The organism is Xanthomonas nasturtii, assembly GCF_001660815.1.
Lineage (GTDB): Bacteria > Pseudomonadota > Gammaproteobacteria > Xanthomonadales > Xanthomonadaceae > Xanthomonas > Xanthomonas nasturtii.
Genome location: NZ_LYMI01000026.1, coordinates 1 through 17,837, shown reverse-complemented (window position 1 = coordinate 17,837; position 17,837 = coordinate 1). Strand labels below are relative to the sequence as shown.

The 17,837-nt window shown below is 65.8% G+C and carries 16 protein-coding genes and 1 pseudogene; 5 read left to right on the top strand and 12 right to left on the bottom strand.

Translation table 11 applies throughout. The features are described 5' to 3' along the window. Positions 1-6 precede the first annotated feature (6 nt). Entirely contained in the window at positions 7-2,352 is a 2,346-nt protein-coding gene (locus A7D16_RS11145; RefSeq protein WP_064632650.1) for a phosphomannomutase/phosphoglucomutase, read from the top strand. Positions 2,353-2,467: 115 nt separating this feature from the next. On the opposite strand, the gene A7D16_RS11140 is transcribed toward A7D16_RS11145, so the two are convergent. The 10 genes and pseudogenes from A7D16_RS11140 to pyrE form a co-directional block, all read right to left on the bottom strand. Further along, positions 2,468-3,040 carry a hypothetical protein gene (locus tag A7D16_RS11140; RefSeq protein ID WP_064632724.1) on the bottom strand — a complete coding sequence of 191 codons (573 nt, stop codon included), beginning with the start codon at positions 3,038-3,040 and terminating at the stop codon, positions 2,468-2,470. Positions 3,041-3,436: 396 nt separating this feature from the next. Further along, on the bottom strand, positions 3,437-3,778 hold the full coding sequence (locus A7D16_RS11135) for a lipid-A-disaccharide synthase N-terminal domain-containing protein (RefSeq protein ID WP_064632647.1): 342 nt from the start codon (positions 3,776-3,778) through the stop codon (positions 3,437-3,439). Then, a complete protein-coding gene (locus A7D16_RS11130; protein ID WP_064632645.1) occupies positions 3,778-4,500 on the bottom strand; it encodes a glycosyltransferase family 2 protein in 723 nt (240 codons plus the stop codon). Before A7D16_RS11130 ends, A7D16_RS11135 begins: the two co-directional genes overlap by 1 nt. Positions 4,501-4,876: 376 nt before the next feature. Next, positions 4,877-5,842, bottom strand: coding sequence for an SDR family NAD(P)-dependent oxidoreductase (locus tag A7D16_RS11125; protein ID WP_064632643.1), 966 nt, complete (start codon positions 5,840-5,842; stop codon positions 4,877-4,879). 47 nt (positions 5,843-5,889) lie between these two features. Next, positions 5,890-6,618, bottom strand: coding sequence for a suppressor of fused domain protein (locus tag A7D16_RS11120; RefSeq protein ID WP_064632641.1), 729 nt, complete (start codon positions 6,616-6,618; stop codon positions 5,890-5,892). An 89-nt stretch (positions 6,619-6,707) separates the two neighbouring features. Continuing rightward, positions 6,708-6,995 (bottom strand): annotated as a pseudogene (locus A7D16_RS11115) (helix-hairpin-helix domain-containing protein); the annotation flags it as partial. A gap of 25 nt (positions 6,996-7,020) precedes the next feature. Next, positions 7,021-7,950 (bottom strand): ParB/RepB/Spo0J family partition protein, encoded by a 930-nt coding sequence (locus A7D16_RS11110; protein WP_064632637.1) that lies wholly within the window; start codon positions 7,948-7,950, stop codon positions 7,021-7,023. After that, a complete protein-coding gene (locus A7D16_RS11105; protein ID WP_064632635.1) occupies positions 7,950-8,747 on the bottom strand; it encodes a ParA family protein in 798 nt (265 codons plus the stop codon). The genes A7D16_RS11110 and A7D16_RS11105 overlap by 1 nt, the downstream gene beginning before the upstream one ends. Positions 8,748-8,861: 114 nt before the next feature. Then, positions 8,862-9,512: a hypothetical protein gene (locus tag A7D16_RS11100; protein WP_064632722.1), complete on the bottom strand. Its 651-nt coding sequence runs from the start codon at positions 9,510-9,512 to the stop codon at positions 8,862-8,864. A 52-nt stretch (positions 9,513-9,564) separates the two neighbouring features. After that, positions 9,565-10,224 carry an orotate phosphoribosyltransferase gene (pyrE, locus tag A7D16_RS11095; protein ID WP_064632632.1) on the bottom strand — a complete coding sequence of 220 codons (660 nt, stop codon included), beginning with the start codon at positions 10,222-10,224 and terminating at the stop codon, positions 9,565-9,567. Positions 10,225-10,343: 119 nt separating this feature from the next. Here pyrE and A7D16_RS11090 point away from each other — a divergent pair, with 119 nt between their 5' ends. The 3 genes from A7D16_RS11090 (at position 10,344) to A7D16_RS11080 (ending at position 12,976) form a co-directional block, all read left to right on the top strand. Next, a complete protein-coding gene (locus tag A7D16_RS11090; protein ID WP_064632631.1) occupies positions 10,344-11,144 on the top strand; it encodes an exodeoxyribonuclease III in 801 nt (266 codons plus the stop codon). Between the two features lie 250 nt (positions 11,145-11,394). Further along, positions 11,395-12,690, top strand: a complete 1,296-nt coding sequence (locus tag A7D16_RS11085; RefSeq protein ID WP_064632629.1) for an AmpG family muropeptide MFS transporter — start codon at positions 11,395-11,397, stop codon at positions 12,688-12,690. Positions 12,691-12,748: 58 nt separating this feature from the next. Then, the gene (locus A7D16_RS11080) at positions 12,749-12,976 is read left to right on the top strand and encodes a hypothetical protein (RefSeq protein WP_064632627.1); all 228 of its coding nucleotides are present in this window, start codon (positions 12,749-12,751) and stop codon (positions 12,974-12,976) included. 91 nt (positions 12,977-13,067) lie between these two features. Here the strand turns inward: A7D16_RS11080 and A7D16_RS11075 are convergent, their stop codons facing one another. Together A7D16_RS11075 and A7D16_RS11070 are read right to left on the bottom strand one after the other, a co-directional pair. Then, complete coding sequence (locus A7D16_RS11075) at positions 13,068-14,210, bottom strand: anhydro-N-acetylmuramic acid kinase (RefSeq protein ID WP_064632625.1); 1,143 nt, start codon at positions 14,208-14,210, stop codon at positions 13,068-13,070. A 365-nt stretch (positions 14,211-14,575) separates the two neighbouring features. Next, positions 14,576-15,994: a M23 family metallopeptidase gene (locus A7D16_RS11070; protein ID WP_064632623.1), complete on the bottom strand. Its 1,419-nt coding sequence runs from the start codon at positions 15,992-15,994 to the stop codon at positions 14,576-14,578. 170 nt (positions 15,995-16,164) lie between these two features. On the opposite strand from A7D16_RS11070, the gene tyrS reads away from it, so the two are divergent. Continuing rightward, positions 16,165-17,376: a tyrosine--tRNA ligase gene (gene tyrS / locus A7D16_RS11065; RefSeq protein WP_064632620.1), complete on the top strand. Its 1,212-nt coding sequence runs from the start codon at positions 16,165-16,167 to the stop codon at positions 17,374-17,376. The last annotated feature ends 461 nt before the right edge of the window (positions 17,377-17,837 follow it).

Sequence of the window (17,837 nt, the reverse complement as noted above, 5' to 3'; positions counted from 1 at the left end):
AGTCACATGAGCAAGGCGAACGAGCGCAGGCAGTCGATGTCCAGCGTGCGTACGAGTGGTCCGGTGTTGGGGGGCATAGTACTGCTGCTGGCCGCCTGGTTCGGCTGGAGCAGTTATGCGCAATGGCGCGAAGACGTGGTGGCGCATGACCTGGAGCAGGCGCGCGACCGCGCGGTGCAGGACGTGGGCCAGGCGATGGCCGCACAGGCCAGCCAGCTCGACGCCGTGCTCAAACAGCCGCCGGTCGTCGCTGCGCTGGCCGGTGGCGACGCGCTGGCGGCCGCATCGGCCATCCGCGAGCGCTTCAAGGGCGCCGAGGATGTGCAGGTTTTGCCTGGCGACCTTGCCGCCGCGTATGAAAACCCCAAGGATTTCGGCTACGCGCGTCTGGGCCTGCTCGAGTCGGCGCTGGTGGCCGAACGCGCGCAGGTGCACGTGGTGCGCGACACCAAGCAGGTACGCCTGGGCGTTGCGGCGGCGGTGCGCCTGGGTGCGCAGCCGGCGGTGGCGTATGCCCGGCTGCCGTTGTTGCGGCTGACCGGCCCGCTGGATGCGATCGCGGTCCCTGGCAGCGCGTATCTGGCGTTGCGTCAGGGCAGCTACAACGTGGCCCAGCAGGGCGATGCGGGCCTGGCCGATGCGGCGGAGACGCTGGCCAAGCCCTTGGCCAGCAGCGGCCTGCGCGTGGCTGCCGCAGTACCGCAGAACGACAGTGGCCCATTGGGCCTTGGCGCGCTCGGTTGCGCCATCGTGGCGGCGCTGCTGGTCAGCATCGCGGTGCTGCTGGTGCTGGCCAGCCGCGGCCGTGTGGCCTTGCCGCGGCGCCGGGTCGTTGGCGAGTCGAGCGCCGACGAGCCTACCTTCAGTCAGAGCCTGCAACACGACGCCAGCGTCGCCAGCGAAGCACGCGCGCTGGACGCCGACACGTCGCCAGCAGCGCCAGCGCTGGTGCCGGCGGTGCAGGTCGCCACCGGGATGTTCCGCGCTTACGACATCCGTGGCGTGGTCGGCAAAGACCTCAATCCCGGCGTTGCCGCCTTGATCGGCCAGGCCATCGGCAGCGTGATGCAGGCGCAGGGCCTGCGCGATGTGGTGGTGGGGCGCGACGGCCGGCTGTCCGGGCCAGAGCTGACCAATGGCCTGATCGAAGGCCTGCGCCGCGCCGGCTGCAACGTCACCGACATCGGTCTGGCGCCCACGCCGGTGGTGTACTTCGGCGCCTATGAGCTGCGCGCCGGCAGCTGCGTGGCGGTGACCGGCAGCCATAATCCGCCGGACTACAACGGCTTCAAGATCGTGATTGGCGGCGAGACGCTGTCTGGCACCGCCATCGCCGAACTGCACCAGCGCATCAACGAAGGCCGCCTGCATACCGCCGCCACGCCCGGCGAACTGGAGCAGCGCGACATCAGCGACGCCTACATCCAGCGCATTGCCGACGACGTGCAGCTGGACCGCCCGATCAAGGTGGTGGTGGATGCCGGCAATGGCGCGGCCGGCGACATCGCGCCGCGGTTGCTGGAAGCCATCGGCGCCGAGGTGATTCCGCTGTATTGCGACATCGACGGCACCTTCCCCAACCATCACCCCGACCCCAGCGAGCCGCACAACCTCGACGATCTGGTGAAGATGGTGCAGCGCTTCGATGCGGATATCGGCGTGGCCTTCGACGGCGATGCCGACCGCCTGGGCGTGGTCACCAAGGAAGGCGCCGTCGTGTTCCCGGACCGCCTGCTGATGCTGTTTGCCGCCGATGTGCTGCAGCGCAATCCCGGCGCGCTGGTCATCTACGACGTGAAGTGCACCGGCAAGCTGTCCGACTACGTGCTGCGCAATGGCGGTAGTCCGCTGATGTGGAAGACCGGGCATTCGCTCATCAAATCCAAGATGCGCGAGACCGACGCCGAACTGGCTGGCGAGATGAGCGGGCACTTTTTCTTCAAGGGACGCTGGTACGGCTTCGACGACGGCATCTATGCCGCCGCTCGCCTGCTGGAAATCCTGGCCCAGCGCGAAGAAACCCCGTCCGAGGTGCTGGACGCCTTGCCCGAAAGCGTCTCCACGCCGGAGATCAAGGTGCCGGTGGAGGGCGACGCGCACGCGTTGGTGGCGCGCTTTGTCGAGCGTGCGCAGGCTGGGGACGAGTCGCCGTTCGAATCGGCACGCCTGTCCACGATCGATGGGTTGCGCGCCGACTTCGTCGATGGCTGGGGCCTGGTGCGCGCCTCCAACACCACGCCGATCCTGGTGCTGCGCTTCGAAGCCGACAGCGAGGCTGCGCTGGAGCGCATCCGCGCGTTGTTCCGCAGCGAGCTGCAGGCCCTGTTGCCGGAGCAGCCCTTGGCGTTTTGATCGCCAGGTGCCTGAAGCAGCAGCTGTCCAGCAGCTGTGCTGCCTGTTGAGCGGCAGTGCAGCTGAGCGGGTACAGGCGGCGGCGCGACATGCGATACCGGCCATGCAGACACGGTCACCACCGTGCTCTGCTCGTCGCGGTCACCTGAGCAAGATCATCTGCCGCGGCGATCGGTGCGGCATCGTGATCACCCTGCACCAACCACACCGCGTCCCAATACGGATACCCGCCGATCTGCTCGGCCAGCCCTGCACGCAGGGGCTGCGCGACCAGGGCACGGGCGAACTGCCGATGATCGGCATGCACCGGCAACTCGGTTGCCTGCATCTGCGGCTGCCACACCGTTCCGCCACGCCCGCGTGCGCGATTGACCGCATCGGCAGCCAGCTGTCGCGCCGTCGCAGCCGCCTGCAGCAGACCTGCCTTGCCGGGTGCCTGCAGCAGCCCGCACCACGCATCCGGCAGCAATACCCAGCACAGCAACTGCGCATCTTGCCAATGCCTTGGCAGCGCCAAACTTGCCGCTGCCGCGCGGGCGCAGCGCCAGTCCGCGAACAAGGGCACGCTCTGATGCGTGGGCAGCTGTAGATGCCAATACGCCGCAGTGAGCGTTGGCATGGATGTGGGGCAATGGCGGAGCGTGCTGGACATGACCACAGCCTGCACGCAACCGGACAGGGGCAACATCGGCTGGTCATCCGTCATCGCGTCGGCCACTTGCGCGGTGGCGTGTCCGAAAAGCGGGCGTCAACCCTCAGCGCTATCGCCGCGTGTCCGACGATAAGCGGTGCATCGGTTGACGTCCGCGGATCACGTCAATGCGCTCAGGCGCTCATCGATCAGATGAATCGCTGCACAAAGAAACGCGTGAGGGGATGCGATGCAGCCGCAATGCACTCGGCTCGCATCGGTACGCCGAGGCATCGCCACCAACGATCGATCAGCAAAAATCTGCGGCAACAGTCTGCTTTGCATCGACACACGCCAGGACCGCATCACGCGGCCAGGTACTCACCCACTCGGTTCGACCTCAACCAAATATCCGGCCCACACCCTTCAAATCCCCAATCCCCAATCCCAACCTCAATGGCCCGCCCGATCCCGCTTCCAGCCCCGATGTTTCACATCCAGATACAGGCTGTAAAACGCGGTAAACGCCGGGAACAGGTTCTGCAGCACGCCCACCGAATCCTGCTTGGCGGAGAACACGAAATAGCTCAGCGTCATCAGGCTGCCCACTACGCTCATGTACCAGAACAGGCGCGGGATCACCGGCTTGCCGGCGCGCTTGGAAGCGACGAACTGCACCAGCCAGCGGCCGCCGAACATCAGCGCGCCCACGTAGCCGATCAGCTTCCAGCCGGTGACATGGATGCCGGTCCAGTACAGCCAGGTCAGCTGTTGATCGAGGAAGGACGGTTCCATCAATGCTCCTGCACCGCGGTGCGCTTGCTGCGAGTGATCAGCCAGGCCACTCCGCGCAGGTCGCGGATACCCACCAGGGCGCGATTGAGGTTGTTGTACTTGGACACGCCGGCGGTGCGATGGCGGTGATTCACCGGCACGCTCACCGTGCGCCAGCCGGCGCGCTGCATCAGCGCCGGCAGGTAGCGATGCATGTGATCGAAATAGGGCAGGTCCAGAAACGCCTCGCGCTCGAACAGCTTGATGCCGCAGCCGGTATCTGGCGTGTTGTCGTGCAGCATGCGCGAGCGGATCGCGTTGGCCCACTTGCTGGCCCAGCGCTTGGAGCCGGAATCCTGCCGGTTGACCCGCCAGCCGGCAAACAGCTTGACCTGCGCTTGCGCCTGGCTGCGTGCGATCAGCAATTTGGGGATGTCGGCCGGGTCGTTCTGGCCGTCGCCATCGAGCGTGGCGATCCAGCTGGCGCGTGCGGCCTTGACCCCGCTGCGCACCGCGGTGCTCTGGCCGCTTTGGGTGACGTGATGCAGCACCCGCAGTTCCGGCGTGGTGGCCTTCAGGCCTTGCAGCACCGCCAGCGTATCGTCGCGCGAATGGTCGTCGACATAGACGATTTCGAAGGCCACCACGCCGCGCAATGCGCTGACGATTTCGCCCACCAGCGTGGCGACGTTATCGCGCTCGTTGAACACCGGGACGACGACGGACAGCTGAGGTTGGCTCATGGATGCGGGGTGGCCAGATGAAGGCTGAGCGAAAAAGATCGCGCATTGTGCCCTGACTGTCTGAGTCAGGCATGAAGCGAGCACGCGTTATGCGCATTGCAGTAACGAAAAAGCGGCCTGTAGCGTGTGGTGCGGGCGCATGACGACCGCAAAAGACCTGGGTTGGCTAGCAGATCATGTGTTTGGCGCAGCAGTGCAGGGGGGTTGTACTGCAGGCTGCTCTGCCCGCTGCCCGCTGCCACGCGATCAGATGCTGCGAGGGCGACGAGGCGTCAAGGGCCACGCCACAGCGCCTCGCAGCCCGTGCCCTGCAGCCACTCACTCCCATCCACGCCGCGCACGTCCATCAGCCGCCACCCGCCTATCCAGGCCGCCGCTAGACGCGCTCGCCGAAATACTGCCGGCACCATTCCACCACCTGCGGCAATCCGCGCTCGACCGGCGTGGCTGGGTCGAACCCGAAGGCGGCCTGCGCGCGTTGCGTATCGGCCATGGTGCGGATCATGTCGCCCGGCTGCATCGGCCGGTAGACCTTCTCTGCCGGGCGGCCGGCAGCCTGGGCGATCACGTCGATGAAATATTCCAGCTCCACCGGCGTGTGGTTGCCCAGGTTGAAGACCCGGTGCGGGATCGCCTCGCCGCTGGGGGTGTCCAGCGCGCCCAGCACGCCGGCCACGATGTCGGCCACGAAGGTGAAATCGCGCTGCATCTTGCCGTGGTTGAACACCTCGATCGGCCGCCCCGCCAGCACCGCGCGGCTGAAGATCAGCGGCGCCATGTCCGGCCGGCCCCACGGCCCGTACACCGTGAAAAAGCGCAGCCCGGTCGCGCGCAGACCGTACAGTTGCGCGTAGGTATAACCCATCAGCTCGTTGGCCGCCTTGGTCGCCGCATACAGCGAGCGTGGCTGGTCCACGCGCTGGTCTTCGGAAAATGGCGGGGTGGCCGAATCCCCGTACACCGAGCTGCTCGACGCGTACACCAGATGCTGCACGCCGCGGTGCCGGCACAGCTCGAGCATGTTGACGAAGCCGACCAGGTTGCTGTCGACGTAGGCGGCGGGGTTTTCCAGCGAATACCGTACCCCCGCCTGCGCAGCCAGATGCACCACGCGGGTGGGCTGGATCTGCTCGAATAACGTAGCCAGACCCTCGCGATCGGTCAGATCCAGCGTGCGGATATCGATGCCGGGGCACAGCGCCGCCACCCGGTCGCGCTTGAGCTGCGGGTCGTAGTAGCTGTTGTAGTTGTCCAGCCCAACCACCGCCTCGCCCCGCGCAGCCAGGGCGCGGCAGGTGTAGGCGCCGATGAAACCGGCGGCGCCGGTAACGAGGATGGTCATGGCAGTAATCCTGAAAACAGCGAAAGGGAAGGCGGGGAGAACGGCGCTCAGAACAGCCCGAAGAAACGCTTCTTTGCCACGTTGCGGCGGCGCAGGTCGATGCTGTCGCGGATGTTGCAGGCATCGAAGCGGTCCAGCAGCACATCGCTGCCCTGGCTAAGTTTCAGCGCCATTTCTTCCGGATACAACGGCACCACGGTCATGAAAGCGATGGTTTTTTCGGCATCGATGCGCAACCGCGCAAATGCCTCCGGGGTGCTCACCGGCGGCAGCACGATCGCGCCGTCGAAGGCCACGCCCGGCGCATACGGCTCGGCCGGATTGCCATTGGGAAGGGTATGGCCGAACCCCAGCCAGGTGTCGAACTTGTGCGGCATCCGCGCCAGGTTCTTGAGCAGGCGGATCGGCCAGTAATGGCGCTCGTCGTCGAAGTCGCGCTGGTCCATCGGCCAATCGCCGGGCAGGCTCAGCATCAGCTCCATGTAACGCGGCGCCTCCACACCGTCGGGCAGCGTCATCGGCAGATCGCTCATGCCCGAAGTGACCAGACGCAGGTGCGGGCAGTGCGCGTTGGGCGGCACGATGTGCACGTCCAGATGCACGGTGTCGGAGACGAGCTCATGAAATACGCTGGAAATCGGCCCCAGATGCTGTTCGATATGCGCGCTGATCTGCTCGATGCATTCTTCGCCGCGCGCCGGCGCGAAGCCCTTGGCCTGCGCGTGATGCAGGATCGGGCTGCCGGAGGGGCTGAACGCGTCGTCGTCGTGGCTCATGCGCCGTGTCCACCGTCGTTGCCGGTGCGAGTGCTGTTGCTGGCTACCCGGCGCCGCGATAGCGCTGCGGTGGCTGGTGCACCTGCACGCTCGGCCGCCAGCGTTGCCTTGCGCTCGGCGCTGAAGTCCCACCAGTTGCGCGCCGGTTCGCCCTGCATGACGCGCGGCAGCGACAGGAACACATCGATCACGCATGGGTCATGGGTGACGCCGGTGCGCAGGCACAGCTGCGCGTACATGTCGTAGGCATCGCGCCCGTGCAGCTGCGCCGGCATGCCAATGCCGATCAGCTGCAGGTCCTTTTCGCAGGCCGGCCCGACATTGGGCAGGTCGGTCAGGCGCAACAGATGCGCGCGGTCCACTTTGGCGGGATGCATCGCTGATCCTCCTGCGCCGGGGGCATCAGCCCTGGCGGGCGCGCAAGCGTTCCAGCACGCCTTCCAGGGTGTCCAGGTCGGTGTAATGGATCACCAGCTTGCCCTTGCCGCCGCGGCCATGATTGAACACCACCTTGGTGCCCAGCGATTCGGACAGCTCGGTCTGCAGCGAGGCGATATCGGCTTGCGGCGCCACGGTCACCGGCTTGCCCTTGCGCAATGAGCCGGGCACCTTGCCGGCGGCGAACTGCTGCGCACGGTGTTCGACTTCGCGCACCGACCAGCCCTGGTCGGCCGCTTCCTGTGCCAGCTTGCTGGCCAGTTCCGGCGCCAGGGTGAGCAGCGCGCGTGCGTGGCCCATTTCCAGGCGGCGGGTTTCCAGCAGCACCCGGATCGCCACCGGCAATTCCAGTAACCGCAGCAGGTTGGAGACCGAGGCACGCGAACGGCCCACCGCGCCGGCGGCTTCGGCATGGGTCAGCGAAAATTCGTCGATCAGCCGCTGCAGCGCCTGCGCTTCTTCCAGCGGGTTGAGATCTTCGCGCTGGATGTTCTCGATCAACGCCATCGCGATGACGGTGCGGTCGTCCAGCTCGCGTACCACCACCGGCACCTCGGCCAGCCCGGCCAGCTGCGAGGCGCGCCAGCGGCGTTCGCCGGCCACGATCTCGAACTGCCCCGGCGCCAGCGCGCGCGCCACGATCGGCTGGATCACGCCCTGCGCCTTGATCGACTCCGCCAGCTCGGCCAGCTTGACTTCGTCCATCTCCCGGCGCGGCTGGTACTTGCCCGGCTGCAGTTGGTCCACCGGCAACTGGCGCAGCGTATCGCCCGGCTGTAGCGCATCCTCGCTGCTTGCCTGAGGTGCCGCTGCCGCTGCTGCGCCCTTCGGACCCAACAGCGCTTCCAGGCCACGGCCCAGGCCGCGCTTTTTTGCGGGGATCGGCTTGTTCATCAGACGGTCTCCACGGGCCGATAGGCCTTGTTGCGCTCGTTCTGCCGGCGCACGATCTCGCCGGCCAGGCCCAGGTAGGCCACCCCACCGCGCGAGGTGCGGTCGTAACCGACGATGCTCTGGCCATGGCTGGGCGCCTCGGCCAGGCGCACGTTGCGCGGCACGATGGTGCGGAACACCTTGTCGCCAAAATGCTCGGTCAGCTCCGCCGACACTGCGTTGGCCAGGTTGTTGCGGATATCGAACATCGTGCGCAGCACGCCTTCGATTTCCAGCGCCGGGTTGAGGTTGGCGCGCAGCGCTTCGATGGTTTCCAGCAGCGCGGTCAGCCCTTCCAGCGCGTAGTACTCGCACTGCATCGGCACGATGATCGAATCGGCGGCGGTCAGCGCATTGAGCGTCAGCAGCGACAGCGCCGGTGGGCAGTCGATCAAAATGAAATCGTACTCGTCGCGGATCGGCGCCAGCGCGCGCTTGAGCCGCTGCTCGCGCTCGCCCTGGTCCATCAGCTGGATCTCGGCGGCGGTCAGGTCGATGTTGCCCGGCAGCAGGTCGAAGCCTTCCGGCGCAGTCACCCGGATCTCGGCGGCGGTGTTTTCGCCCAGTAGCAGGTCGCAGGTGGAGGCGGCCACATCGCGCTTGTCGATGCCGCTGCCCATGGTGGCGTTGCCCTGCGAGTCCAGATCCACCAGCAACACACGCTTGGGCGCGCGCGCCAGGCCGGCCGCCAGATTGACTGCCGTCGTGGTCTTGCCGACGCCGCCTTTCTGGTTGGCAATGGCGATGATCCGGGCCATGCGGGAGAGCCTCGTGGGCAGGGAGTAAGACCGGCCATTATGCGGGCAGGGCGTCGGATCGGGAAATGCCGCCCGCGGCGGGGCATCGGGCGAGCGGGAATGACGCCGTGCGGTTCAGCCTGCGGGCGAGGCGGCGCCGGGCGGTTCCTTCATGGCCCGGTAGCGCTGCAGGATGTCGGCGATTTCGCCGTCCAGCGCGGTGCGCTGTTGCTCGAAGCTGGTCTGTAGTCGCAACTGCGCCATCAATTCGCGGTGGCGTTGCTGGATGTCGCCGGCCAGCTTGTCGGCCACTGCCTGGCCCGCCAGCTCGCGGTCGCCGGCGGCGCGCAACATGCTGGCCAGGCCTTCGCGCAGGCTGGTCACATTGAAGCGCGCGGTGTGGATGTTGTTGTCGACGATGGCGATGCGCTCGTTGAATACCCGGCGCAGGTCGTCTTCGCTTTGATACGACATCAGCATCGCCTGGTCGGTGCGCTGGCGCATCTGCTCGGCGGCCAGGTCGGCCTGGCGTTGCTGCTCGCTGGCCGCGGCGGCGGCGCGCTCGTCGCTGCTCATCGCGCGCTGCACCTCGGCGCTGCGCATGCCGCTTTTGACGTTGAACTCGTCGCGCGCCTGGTTCACTGCCTCCGGCGGCAGCGTATCGCTGCAGACGCGGGCGCCGTTCTGGTTCCAGCAATACAGCTTCTTGGCCGCCGGCTTGTCTTGCGCGCCGGCGGGTGCGGCCACGGCAAATGTCGCAGCAACAGCCGTAGCAACGGCGGCCAATAACGCCAAACGTGTGTGTCTCGGCATCATCGCAGCCCCCTGTCGCCTGCCGTCAGCCTGTAGTGTCGGTGCCGTAGCGGCCACGATAGGCCAGCAGCGGTTCCCGGAAGCCCACAAGGTCGGCGTTTCCTGCCGCAAAAGCAAGCAGGTCGGCAAGGTTGGCCACCGCGATCACCGGGATGCCGGCCTCGGCGGCCACTGCCTGCGCAGCGGAACGGCGATCCTGCTCGGAGGCGATTTCCTGGCGGTCCAGCGCCACGACAATACCCGACGGGATGCCACCGGCAGCGCGGATGATGCCCAGCGCCTCGCGGATCGCGGTGCCGGCGGTGATCACGTCATCGACGATCAACACCTTGCGCCCGGCCAGCGGCGCGCCGATCAGGCTGCCGCCCTCGCCATGGTCCTTGGCTTCCTTGCGGTTGAACGCCAACGGCAGGTCGCGCCCGCGTCCGGCGTAGGCACAGGCCAACGCCGTCGCCAGCGGGATGCCCTTGTAGGCCGGCCCGAACAGCAGGTCGAACTCCACTCCGGCCGCATCGATCGCATCGGCATAGCACTGCGCCAGCTGCGCAGTCTTGGCGCCGGAATCGAAGCGCCCGGCGTTGAAGAAGTACGGGCTGAGCCGCCCGGACTTGAGCGTGAACTCGCCAAAGCGCAGGGCATCGGCGCCCAGGGCCAGCTGCAGGAAACGGGTGCGGTGGTCGGTCATTGGACGGGAATGGAGAATCGGGAATCGGGAATGGTAAACGCATCGCGCCTCGGCAGCCTTCGCGGCCGCGCTGGGGTAGGCTTTACGATTCCCCATTCCCGACTCCCCATTCCCGGCCTATGCGCATCATCAGTTTCAACGCCAACGGCCTGCGCTCGGCCGCCAGCAAAGGCTTCTTCGATTGGTTCGCCACCCAGGACGCCGATGTGCTGTGCGTGCAGGAGACCAAGGCGCAGGAACATCAGCTGGCCGGACCGGAGTTCCTGCCCACCGGCTACAAGGCCTGGTTTCGCGACGCCAGCACCAAGAAGGGCTACAGCGGCGTGGCGATCTATAGCCGGCACGAGCCCGACGAGGTACGCACCGCGCTGGGCTGGCCCGAGTTCGACGAAGAGGGCCGTTACATCGAAGCGCGCTTCGGCAACCTCAGCGTGGTCTCCTTCTATATCCCGTCCGGTTCTTCGGGCGAATTGCGCCAGGGCTACAAGTTCCAGGTGATGGAATGGCTGCGGCCGATTCTGGACGAGTGGCTGGCCAGTGGCCGCCAGTACGTGCTGTGTGGCGACTGGAACATCGTGCGCACCGCGCTGGACATCAAGAACTGGAAGTCCAACCAGAAGAACTCCGGTTGCCTGCCGCCCGAGCGCGACTGGCTCAACGGACTGTGCGCCGATGCGCTGGAAGACACCAACGCCGCCGAAGGCCGCGGCTGGGTCGACAGCTACCGCGTCCTGCATCCGCAAGGCCAGGACTACACCTGGTGGAGCAACCGCGGCGCCGCGCGCGCCAACAACGTCGGTTGGCGCATCGACTACCAACTGGTCACCCCCGGCCTGCGCGACACCTTGCGGGCCTGCTCGATCTACCGCGAAGAGCGCTTCTCCGACCACGCGCCTTACATTGTGGATTACGCGCAGTGAGTGATCGCCTGCAGCTGGTCGGCGCACTGCGGAAAGGACATGCCAGTGCAACCGGTTCGGCGCCCGCGGCCAACAGGCGCATGACCGTGAAAAGGAGCGGCATGCCGGCTGCACGCCGCCGCAGGATGGTCGGCGCTGGTAGTGCGCATCTTTCTATGACCGGAATGTTCGCCTCCGGCGGCGCTGCCCGCGCGCCGGCCGGTGATACTGGCGTCTTTGTTTTGGCCAACCGCGTCCATCGGCTGCACGCATGACCACGTCCGCACCACGATACAAAGGCCTGCGCGGTATCCAGCAGGCATTCGCCACGCCATCGGCGGCGACCATGGCACTGCTCGGCTTCGGCAGCGGGCTGCCGTTCCTGCTGATCGCCTCGCAGACCTTGTCGACCCGCTTGCGTGATGTGGGGCTGGACCTGGGCAGCATCGGCTTGATCAGCCTGGCCAGCTTCTTTTATCTGCTCAAATTCCTGTGGGCGCCGCTGATCGACCGTTATGCGTTTCCGCTGACCGCGTTCCTGGGGCGCCGTCGGTCCTGGCTGCTGGTGGCGCAGATCGGCGTCACGATCGGGCTGTTTGCTCTGGCATTTTCGCGTCCGGATCTGAGCGTTACCGGTCTGGTGAGCTGGGTGCTGTTCGCCTCGTTCTGGGGCGCCACCCAGGACTCGGTCGTGGATGCCTATCGCATCGAAATCGCCCCGGAGACCGCACAGGCCGCGCTGGCGGCAACCTACACCTTGGGCTACCGCATCGGCCTGATCCTGGGCGGTGCGGGCGCCTTGTACATGGCCGAATACCTCGGTTGGACGTGGGCGTATGTGGGCATGGCCGCACTGATGCTGGTGCCGATCCTCACCACCCTGCTATGCCGCGAGCCCGACCGTCCCGAGGCGACCGTGGTGCGCCGCGTTGATGTCGCCGGTGCATTCTGGCAACCGATTTCCAGTTTCTTCTCCAGCAACGGGCTGGCGCTGGGCATCGTGCTGTTGCTGTTCGTGGGCCTGTACAAGTTCCCCGACCAGGTGATCGGCGTCATGGCCGGGCCGTTCTATCTGGATTCGGGCTACACCAAGGCCGATATCGCCACCGTGTCCAAACTGTTCGGTGTCTGGATGGGCATTGTCGGTGCCTTCGCTGGCGGCGCGGCAGTCGCCGCATTCGGGTTCCGGCGCATGTTGCTGGTCGCCGCGCTGGGTGTGGCGTTGTCCAACCTGGCGTTCCTGCTGATGGCGCACAACCCGGGCAAGCTGTGGGCGTTCTATGCCGCACTCAGCGCCGACAACCTGTTCCAGGGCTTTGCCGCAACGGTGCTGGTAGCTTTCATGTCATCGCTGACCGACCGCAACTTCACTGCAACCCAATATGCATTGCTGGTGTCGCTGGCCAATCTGCCGGGCAAGTTCGCTGGTGGTGTTTCCGGCTTTCTGGTCCAGGCTACCTCCTACAGCACCTTCTTCATCCTCAGCGCGCTGACCGTTATTCCCACCTTGCTGCTGCTGGCCTGGCTGTGGCCGCGGCTATTGGCGCACGACAGGCAGCCGGATTGAAACGTCCACCAAGGTTGCCGATGATGCCGGCGGGGCAAACCATCGCGCGAGGAAGGGCATGACCGATCTGGTATTGCGTGACATCGACCCGGTGCTGGTAGACCGCATTCGCCGCATTTCCGTCGCACGCGGCTGGACCCAGCACCAGACCGTCATGCATCTGCTCGAACAAGGTCTGTTCGCCAGCGAATACGAAGTCACCGGCGGCCTGCAGCACCCGGAAGTCGACGCCCTGGCCGAAGCGATCGCCGCGCTCAAGGCGCTGCCGGCGGGGAATAGCCCGTAGCCGCAAACGGTCAGCCAGCGCTGCTTTGCGTGCGCATCCATTCGGCGCGAGAATGCTGCGACTGCGGGCGCTCGCAACTGATCCAGGCCTGTCACGCCGGATGGATCGCTCCCAGCAACCGCGGCCCGGCTGCCCCGGTCACCGACGGCAGATTGGCCGCACGGCCTGCGAGCAGCTCCGCGGCCAACCATGCGAACCCCATCGCCTCCAGATAGTCCGGATCCAGCCCATGCCGCGCGCTGGATTCCACCACCACGCCCGGCAATCGTGCCGCCAGTCGTGCCATCAATACCGGATTGCGCACCCCGCCACCGCATACCAGCACCCGGCGGGTATCGGGCTGCAGCTGCAGCAACGCGTCGGCGACACTGGCCGCGGTCAGTTCGAGCAGGGTCGCCTGCACATCGGCCGCAGACAGCGCCACGTCTCCCAGCGAACGCATCGCCTGCATCGCCCAGTCCAGATGGAATTGCTCGCGTCCGGTGCTCTTGGGCGGCGCCAGCGCAAACCACGGGTCGGCCAGCAACGCCTGCAGCAGTGGGGTATCGGCGCGCCCGCTGGCGGCAAACGCACCTTCGGCATCGAACGCCGTGCCGCGATGCTGCTGGCACCAGCTGTCCAGCAATGCATTGGCCGGGCCGGTATCGAAGCCCAGCACCGCACCATCGCGCGGGATCAGCGTCAGGTTGCCGATCCCGCCCAGATTGAGCACGGCGCGGTCTTCGTCGCCCGCCCCCAGCATGGCCAGATGGAAGGCCGGCATCAGCGGCGCGCCCTGGCCACCGGCGGCCACGTCGCGGCGGCGGAAATCTGCCACCGTGGTGATACCGGTGTGCTCGGCAATCCGGCTGGCATCGCCGATCTGCCAGGTGAACGCCGGCTCGGCCTTGGGCCGGTGGCGGATGGTCTGCCCATGCGAGCCGATCGCGCGAATCTGCTGGCGCTCCACGCCACTGTCGCGGATCAACTGATTGGCGGCTGCCGCGAACGCCAACCCCACCTGCGCGTCCAGCTGCCCCAGCGCATCGATGGCCACCGTCTCGGCGCCCTGGCCGAGCGCCACCAAGGTCTCGCGTAACTGCGGCTCCCACGCCATCGTCGTCGCGGCCACCAAGTCGCAGCGGCGATGAGTGGTGTCGGCAAAGCGCACCAGCGCCGCATCGATCCCATCGGCGCTGGTGCCCGACATCAGGCCCAGATACAGCGGAGAGTCAACGTGTTCCAAGACAGGCATGCCGAAACCAGAAAGACACGGCCGGCCAGCTTGTGCAGCCGGGCCGGGTCCGTCAACTGGTCTTTAGGCTCTTATCGGCTGCATAGCAGGGGAATCACTGCCGGGTCGCAGGCTCGCCTCCCGTGTCGCGAACGACCAACTGTGCGTCGAAGGCTCCCTGCATGCCGCGTTGCCAACGCTCGCACTCACGTCAGCTAGGGTGACCGGCAAGGGCAGGCGCCAAGCGCCGGAAATGGCAGCGTCCACTAAATGGCTGCAAGACCGCGATTGCTTGCGGCGTGGCTAGAGACGCTGGTCTGGGTTTTCTATGTCGTCCACCCCGCGCAGCCGCCACAGCGGCAGCGCAGTCACCTGGCCGCAGGCGGTCAACCGCGCGACTTACCCTTGGCAGGCTCGGCGGCATCGGCATAGATCAACTTTTCCATGCCCTCGATGCGGGCCATGGCCGGCGCCGTCTGTGCACGGAAAGCCGCCAGTTCGGCGCCCTGCAGCGGCTCCGGCGGCGGCATCGTCACCGACATCGGGTTGCGCTGCTGCCCGGCCACGCGGAATTCATAATGCAGATGCGGGCCGGTGGCCAGGCCGGTCATGCCGACATAGCCGATCACGGTGCCCTGGTTGATGCGCTGGCCGGCCTTGATCTTGCCGAAGCGCGACATATGCCCGTACAGCGTGCTGTAGTTCTTGCCGTGATCCAGGATCACCACATTGCCGTAGCCGCGCTGGGTGCCGACAAACACCACCCGCGCATCGCCGGCCGCCATGATCGGCGTGCCCGAAGCGGCCGCATAGTCCACGCCCTTGTGCATGCGCATCGTGCCCAGCACCGGGTGCTTGCGCGCGCCGAAGGTGGAACTGATCCGGCTATAGGCCACCGGCATGCGGATGAAGCTTTTCTTCAACGGCCGGCCGGTGATGTCGTAATACTCGGCCGGCTTGCCGGCGCGCTCGAAGCGGAAGCCGGTGTAGGTCTTGCCACCGGTGGTGAAGGTCGCCGCCAGGATGTCGCCGGTACTGATCCGCTCGCCCTCGCGCCAGGTCTCGTCCATCACCACACTGAAACGGTCGCCCGGCTGCAGGTCTTTATCGAAGTCGATGTCGTACTTGAAGATGTCGTCGGTCATGACCGCTACCGCCGCCGGCGACAGCCCGGATTTCCCGGCGGAGGCATACAAGGAGCTGCTGATCTCCCCGCTGGCCACCACCGTGCGCGTGGTGGTCGCCCGCTCGGTTACATTCTCGCGCACGCTGTCGCCCAGCAGGCGCAGCTCCACCCGATGACTGTCATCGCGATCGAAGCGCAATGCGCGCAGCTGGCCCGGCGTCGGCATGTCAAACGCAATTTCCGCACCAGGGCGCAGCTTGGTCAGCGCCTCCTTGGTGCCCGGGTGCGCCAGCACCTGGTACATCACCGCCGTCGGGATGCCCAACTCGCCGAACAAGGTGCTCAGCGTCTGGCCCGACTTGACCTGCAGAATCTCCCAATCGGTGCTCGGCGCCAGCTGCTTGCGGCTGGGCACCAGTGGCGGCAACGGCAATGCCAGCGTGGAATGGCTGGAAAGCGGTGTGTCGATGGCGTTGGAAAAACCCGGCACGATCGTGGCAACCAACGCACCGATGGTGGCGAACAGGCTGGCGTGGATCCAATGGCGGCGTGTCCAACGGTCGTTGAAGGCTGCCGGAAGATGCGCCTTGAGCTTGCGATGCAGTGCAGTGTCGTGGAGGACGTGGAGGCGTTCTTGAAAGCGCCGCTTGCGTGCACGGCCCTGCTCTGAGTTCTGCATCGTTCAAATTCCTCGTTGGCTCGAAGTGCGAGCCCAATCGCCGGTACCATAGACAGCCTGTAACAGCGCGTCAAACCATTGAGTCTGTTCATTATTTTCACTTGGCGCGAAATTAACCCGCGTTTAACATCATTTACGTTTTTGACGGCAAGCGCCGCTGGAGTCTGTGGTTGGCCACTATCGAAGAATCCCTCGCACTCATCGGCCGTGGCGCCGAAGAGATCCTCAAGCTCGATCAGCTCGAAGCGCGACTGAAATCCGGCGTGCCGCTGCGGGTGAAGGCCGGCTTCGATCCCACCGCGCCGGACCTGCATCTGGGCCACACCGTGCTGCTCAACAAGATGCGGCAGTTCCAGCAGCTCGGGCATCAGGTGATCTTCCTGATCGGCGACTTCACCGGCATGATCGGCGATCCGAGCGGCAAGAACGTCACCCGCAAGCCGCTCAGTCGTGAGGACGTGCTGGCCAACGCACGTACCTATGAAGAGCAGGTCTTCAAGATCCTGGACCGCGAACGCACCGAAGTGCGCTTCAACTCCGAGTGGTTCGGCCAGATGAGCGCGGCAGACATGATCAAGCTGTCCGCGCAGCACACGGTGGCGCGCATGCTCGAGCGCGATGACTTCGCCAAACGCTTCACTGGCCAGCAGCCGATCGCCATCCACGAATTCCTGTATCCGCTGGTGCAGGGCTACGACTCGGTCGCCTTGAAAGCCGATGTCGAGCTGGGCGGCACCGATCAGAAGTTCAACCTGCTGATGGGCCGTGGCCTGCAGGAGCACTACGGCCAGGCGCCGCAGATCGTGATCACCATGCCGTTGCTGGAGGGCCTGGACGGCGTGGCCAAGATGTCCAAGTCGCTGGGCAACTACATCGGCATCAACGAACCGGCCATCGACATCGTCACCAAGACCATGAAGATCGGCGATGAGCTGACCTGGCGCTGGATCGATCTGCTATCCTTCGATATCGGCCTTGCCGAAGCCGTGCGCCTGAAAGAACAGGTCGCCTCCGGCGAGCTGCACCCGCGTGAGGTCAAATTGCGTCTGGCGCGCGAACTGGCCACGCGCTTCCACGACGCCGCAACCGCAGAGCAGGCCATTGCCGGCTGGCATGCCGTCGTGACAGGGCAGGGCGACACCAGTCTGCTGCCGCTGCAGGAAGTCGTGGTGCCGGCCGAGGGCCTGCGCATCGCCAGTTTGCTGACAGCCGCCGGCCTGACGCCCAGCAATTCCGAAGCTACCCGCAAGCTCAAGGAGCGCGCGGTCAAGATCGATGGCGAGGTGGTCGAAGATGCCAGTCGCGTCTTCGCTCACGGCTTCGAAGGTGTCATCCAGGTGGGCAAACGCAACTTCGCTCGTGTGTCGCTCGTGAGTGCTTGACGCGTAACTGGTTGAAGTGCCTCGAGGTTGCTGCAGGGCGGCAACCTCCCCGCACGTACGAACCACACTATTAGATAGAGAGAATGCATTCGTGGACGTACAGGGCGCCGATGCACGGCGGAGTGCGCCATAGCGCAAGTTTTTGGCAGTGTCGTGAAAAATTTTTCACAAAACCCTTCCCAAATCCATTCGCCGGGCATATAGTTCGCCTCCCCAGACGCAACAGACCCGCAAACGCGGAACCAGAGCAGAAAGGGTTCGAAACTCCTTGAAATTAAGGTGTTGACGAAACGGAAAAGCCGGCTATGATGGGCGGCTCGCTACACGGAAAGATGCTACGGCGGATTGAGGTGCAGCGGCGGCAACTTCCTCTTCACGAGGGGTTGACGAGGATGAAAAGCCTGCTAATATGGCCGGCTCGCTTCGCAGAAAACCTTCGGGTCGAAACGAAGCGGCGTCAA

Bases quoted from the DNA above. Each gene is read 5' to 3' on its own strand.
- A7D16_RS11075 (WP_064632625.1), bottom strand. From the start codon at position 14,210: ATGCCTGTCTTGGAACACGTTGACTCTCCGCTGTATCTGGGCCTGATG.
- A7D16_RS11090 (WP_064632631.1), top strand. From the start codon at position 10,344: ATGCGCATCATCAGTTTCAACGCCAACGGCCTGCGCTCGGCCGCCAGC.
- A7D16_RS11140 (WP_064632724.1), bottom strand. From the start codon at position 3,040: ATGTTGCCCCTGTCCGGTTGCGTGCAGGCTGTGGTCATGTCCAGCACG.
- A7D16_RS11110 (WP_064632637.1), bottom strand. From the start codon at position 7,950: ATGAACAAGCCGATCCCCGCAAAAAAGCGCGGCCTGGGCCGTGGCCTG.
- A7D16_RS11135 (WP_064632647.1), bottom strand. From the start codon at position 3,778: ATGGAACCGTCCTTCCTCGATCAACAGCTGACCTGGCTGTACTGGACC.
- A7D16_RS11145 (WP_064632650.1), top strand. From the start codon at position 7: ATGAGCAAGGCGAACGAGCGCAGGCAGTCGATGTCCAGCGTGCGTACG.
- A7D16_RS11080 (WP_064632627.1), top strand. From the start codon at position 12,749: ATGACCGATCTGGTATTGCGTGACATCGACCCGGTGCTGGTAGACCGC.
- A7D16_RS11120 (WP_064632641.1), bottom strand. From the start codon at position 6,618: ATGAGCCACGACGACGACGCGTTCAGCCCCTCCGGCAGCCCGATCCTG.
- A7D16_RS11125 (WP_064632643.1), bottom strand. From the start codon at position 5,842: ATGACCATCCTCGTTACCGGCGCCGCCGGTTTCATCGGCGCCTACACC.
- A7D16_RS11085 (WP_064632629.1), top strand. From the start codon at position 11,395: ATGACCACGTCCGCACCACGATACAAAGGCCTGCGCGGTATCCAGCAG.
- A7D16_RS11070 (WP_064632623.1), bottom strand. From the start codon at position 15,994: ATGCAGAACTCAGAGCAGGGCCGTGCACGCAAGCGGCGCTTTCAAGAA.
- pyrE (WP_064632632.1), bottom strand. From the start codon at position 10,224: ATGACCGACCACCGCACCCGTTTCCTGCAGCTGGCCCTGGGCGCCGAT.
- A7D16_RS11105 (WP_064632635.1), bottom strand. From the start codon at position 8,747: ATGGCCCGGATCATCGCCATTGCCAACCAGAAAGGCGGCGTCGGCAAG.
- A7D16_RS11130 (WP_064632645.1), bottom strand. From the start codon at position 4,500: ATGAGCCAACCTCAGCTGTCCGTCGTCGTCCCGGTGTTCAACGAGCGC.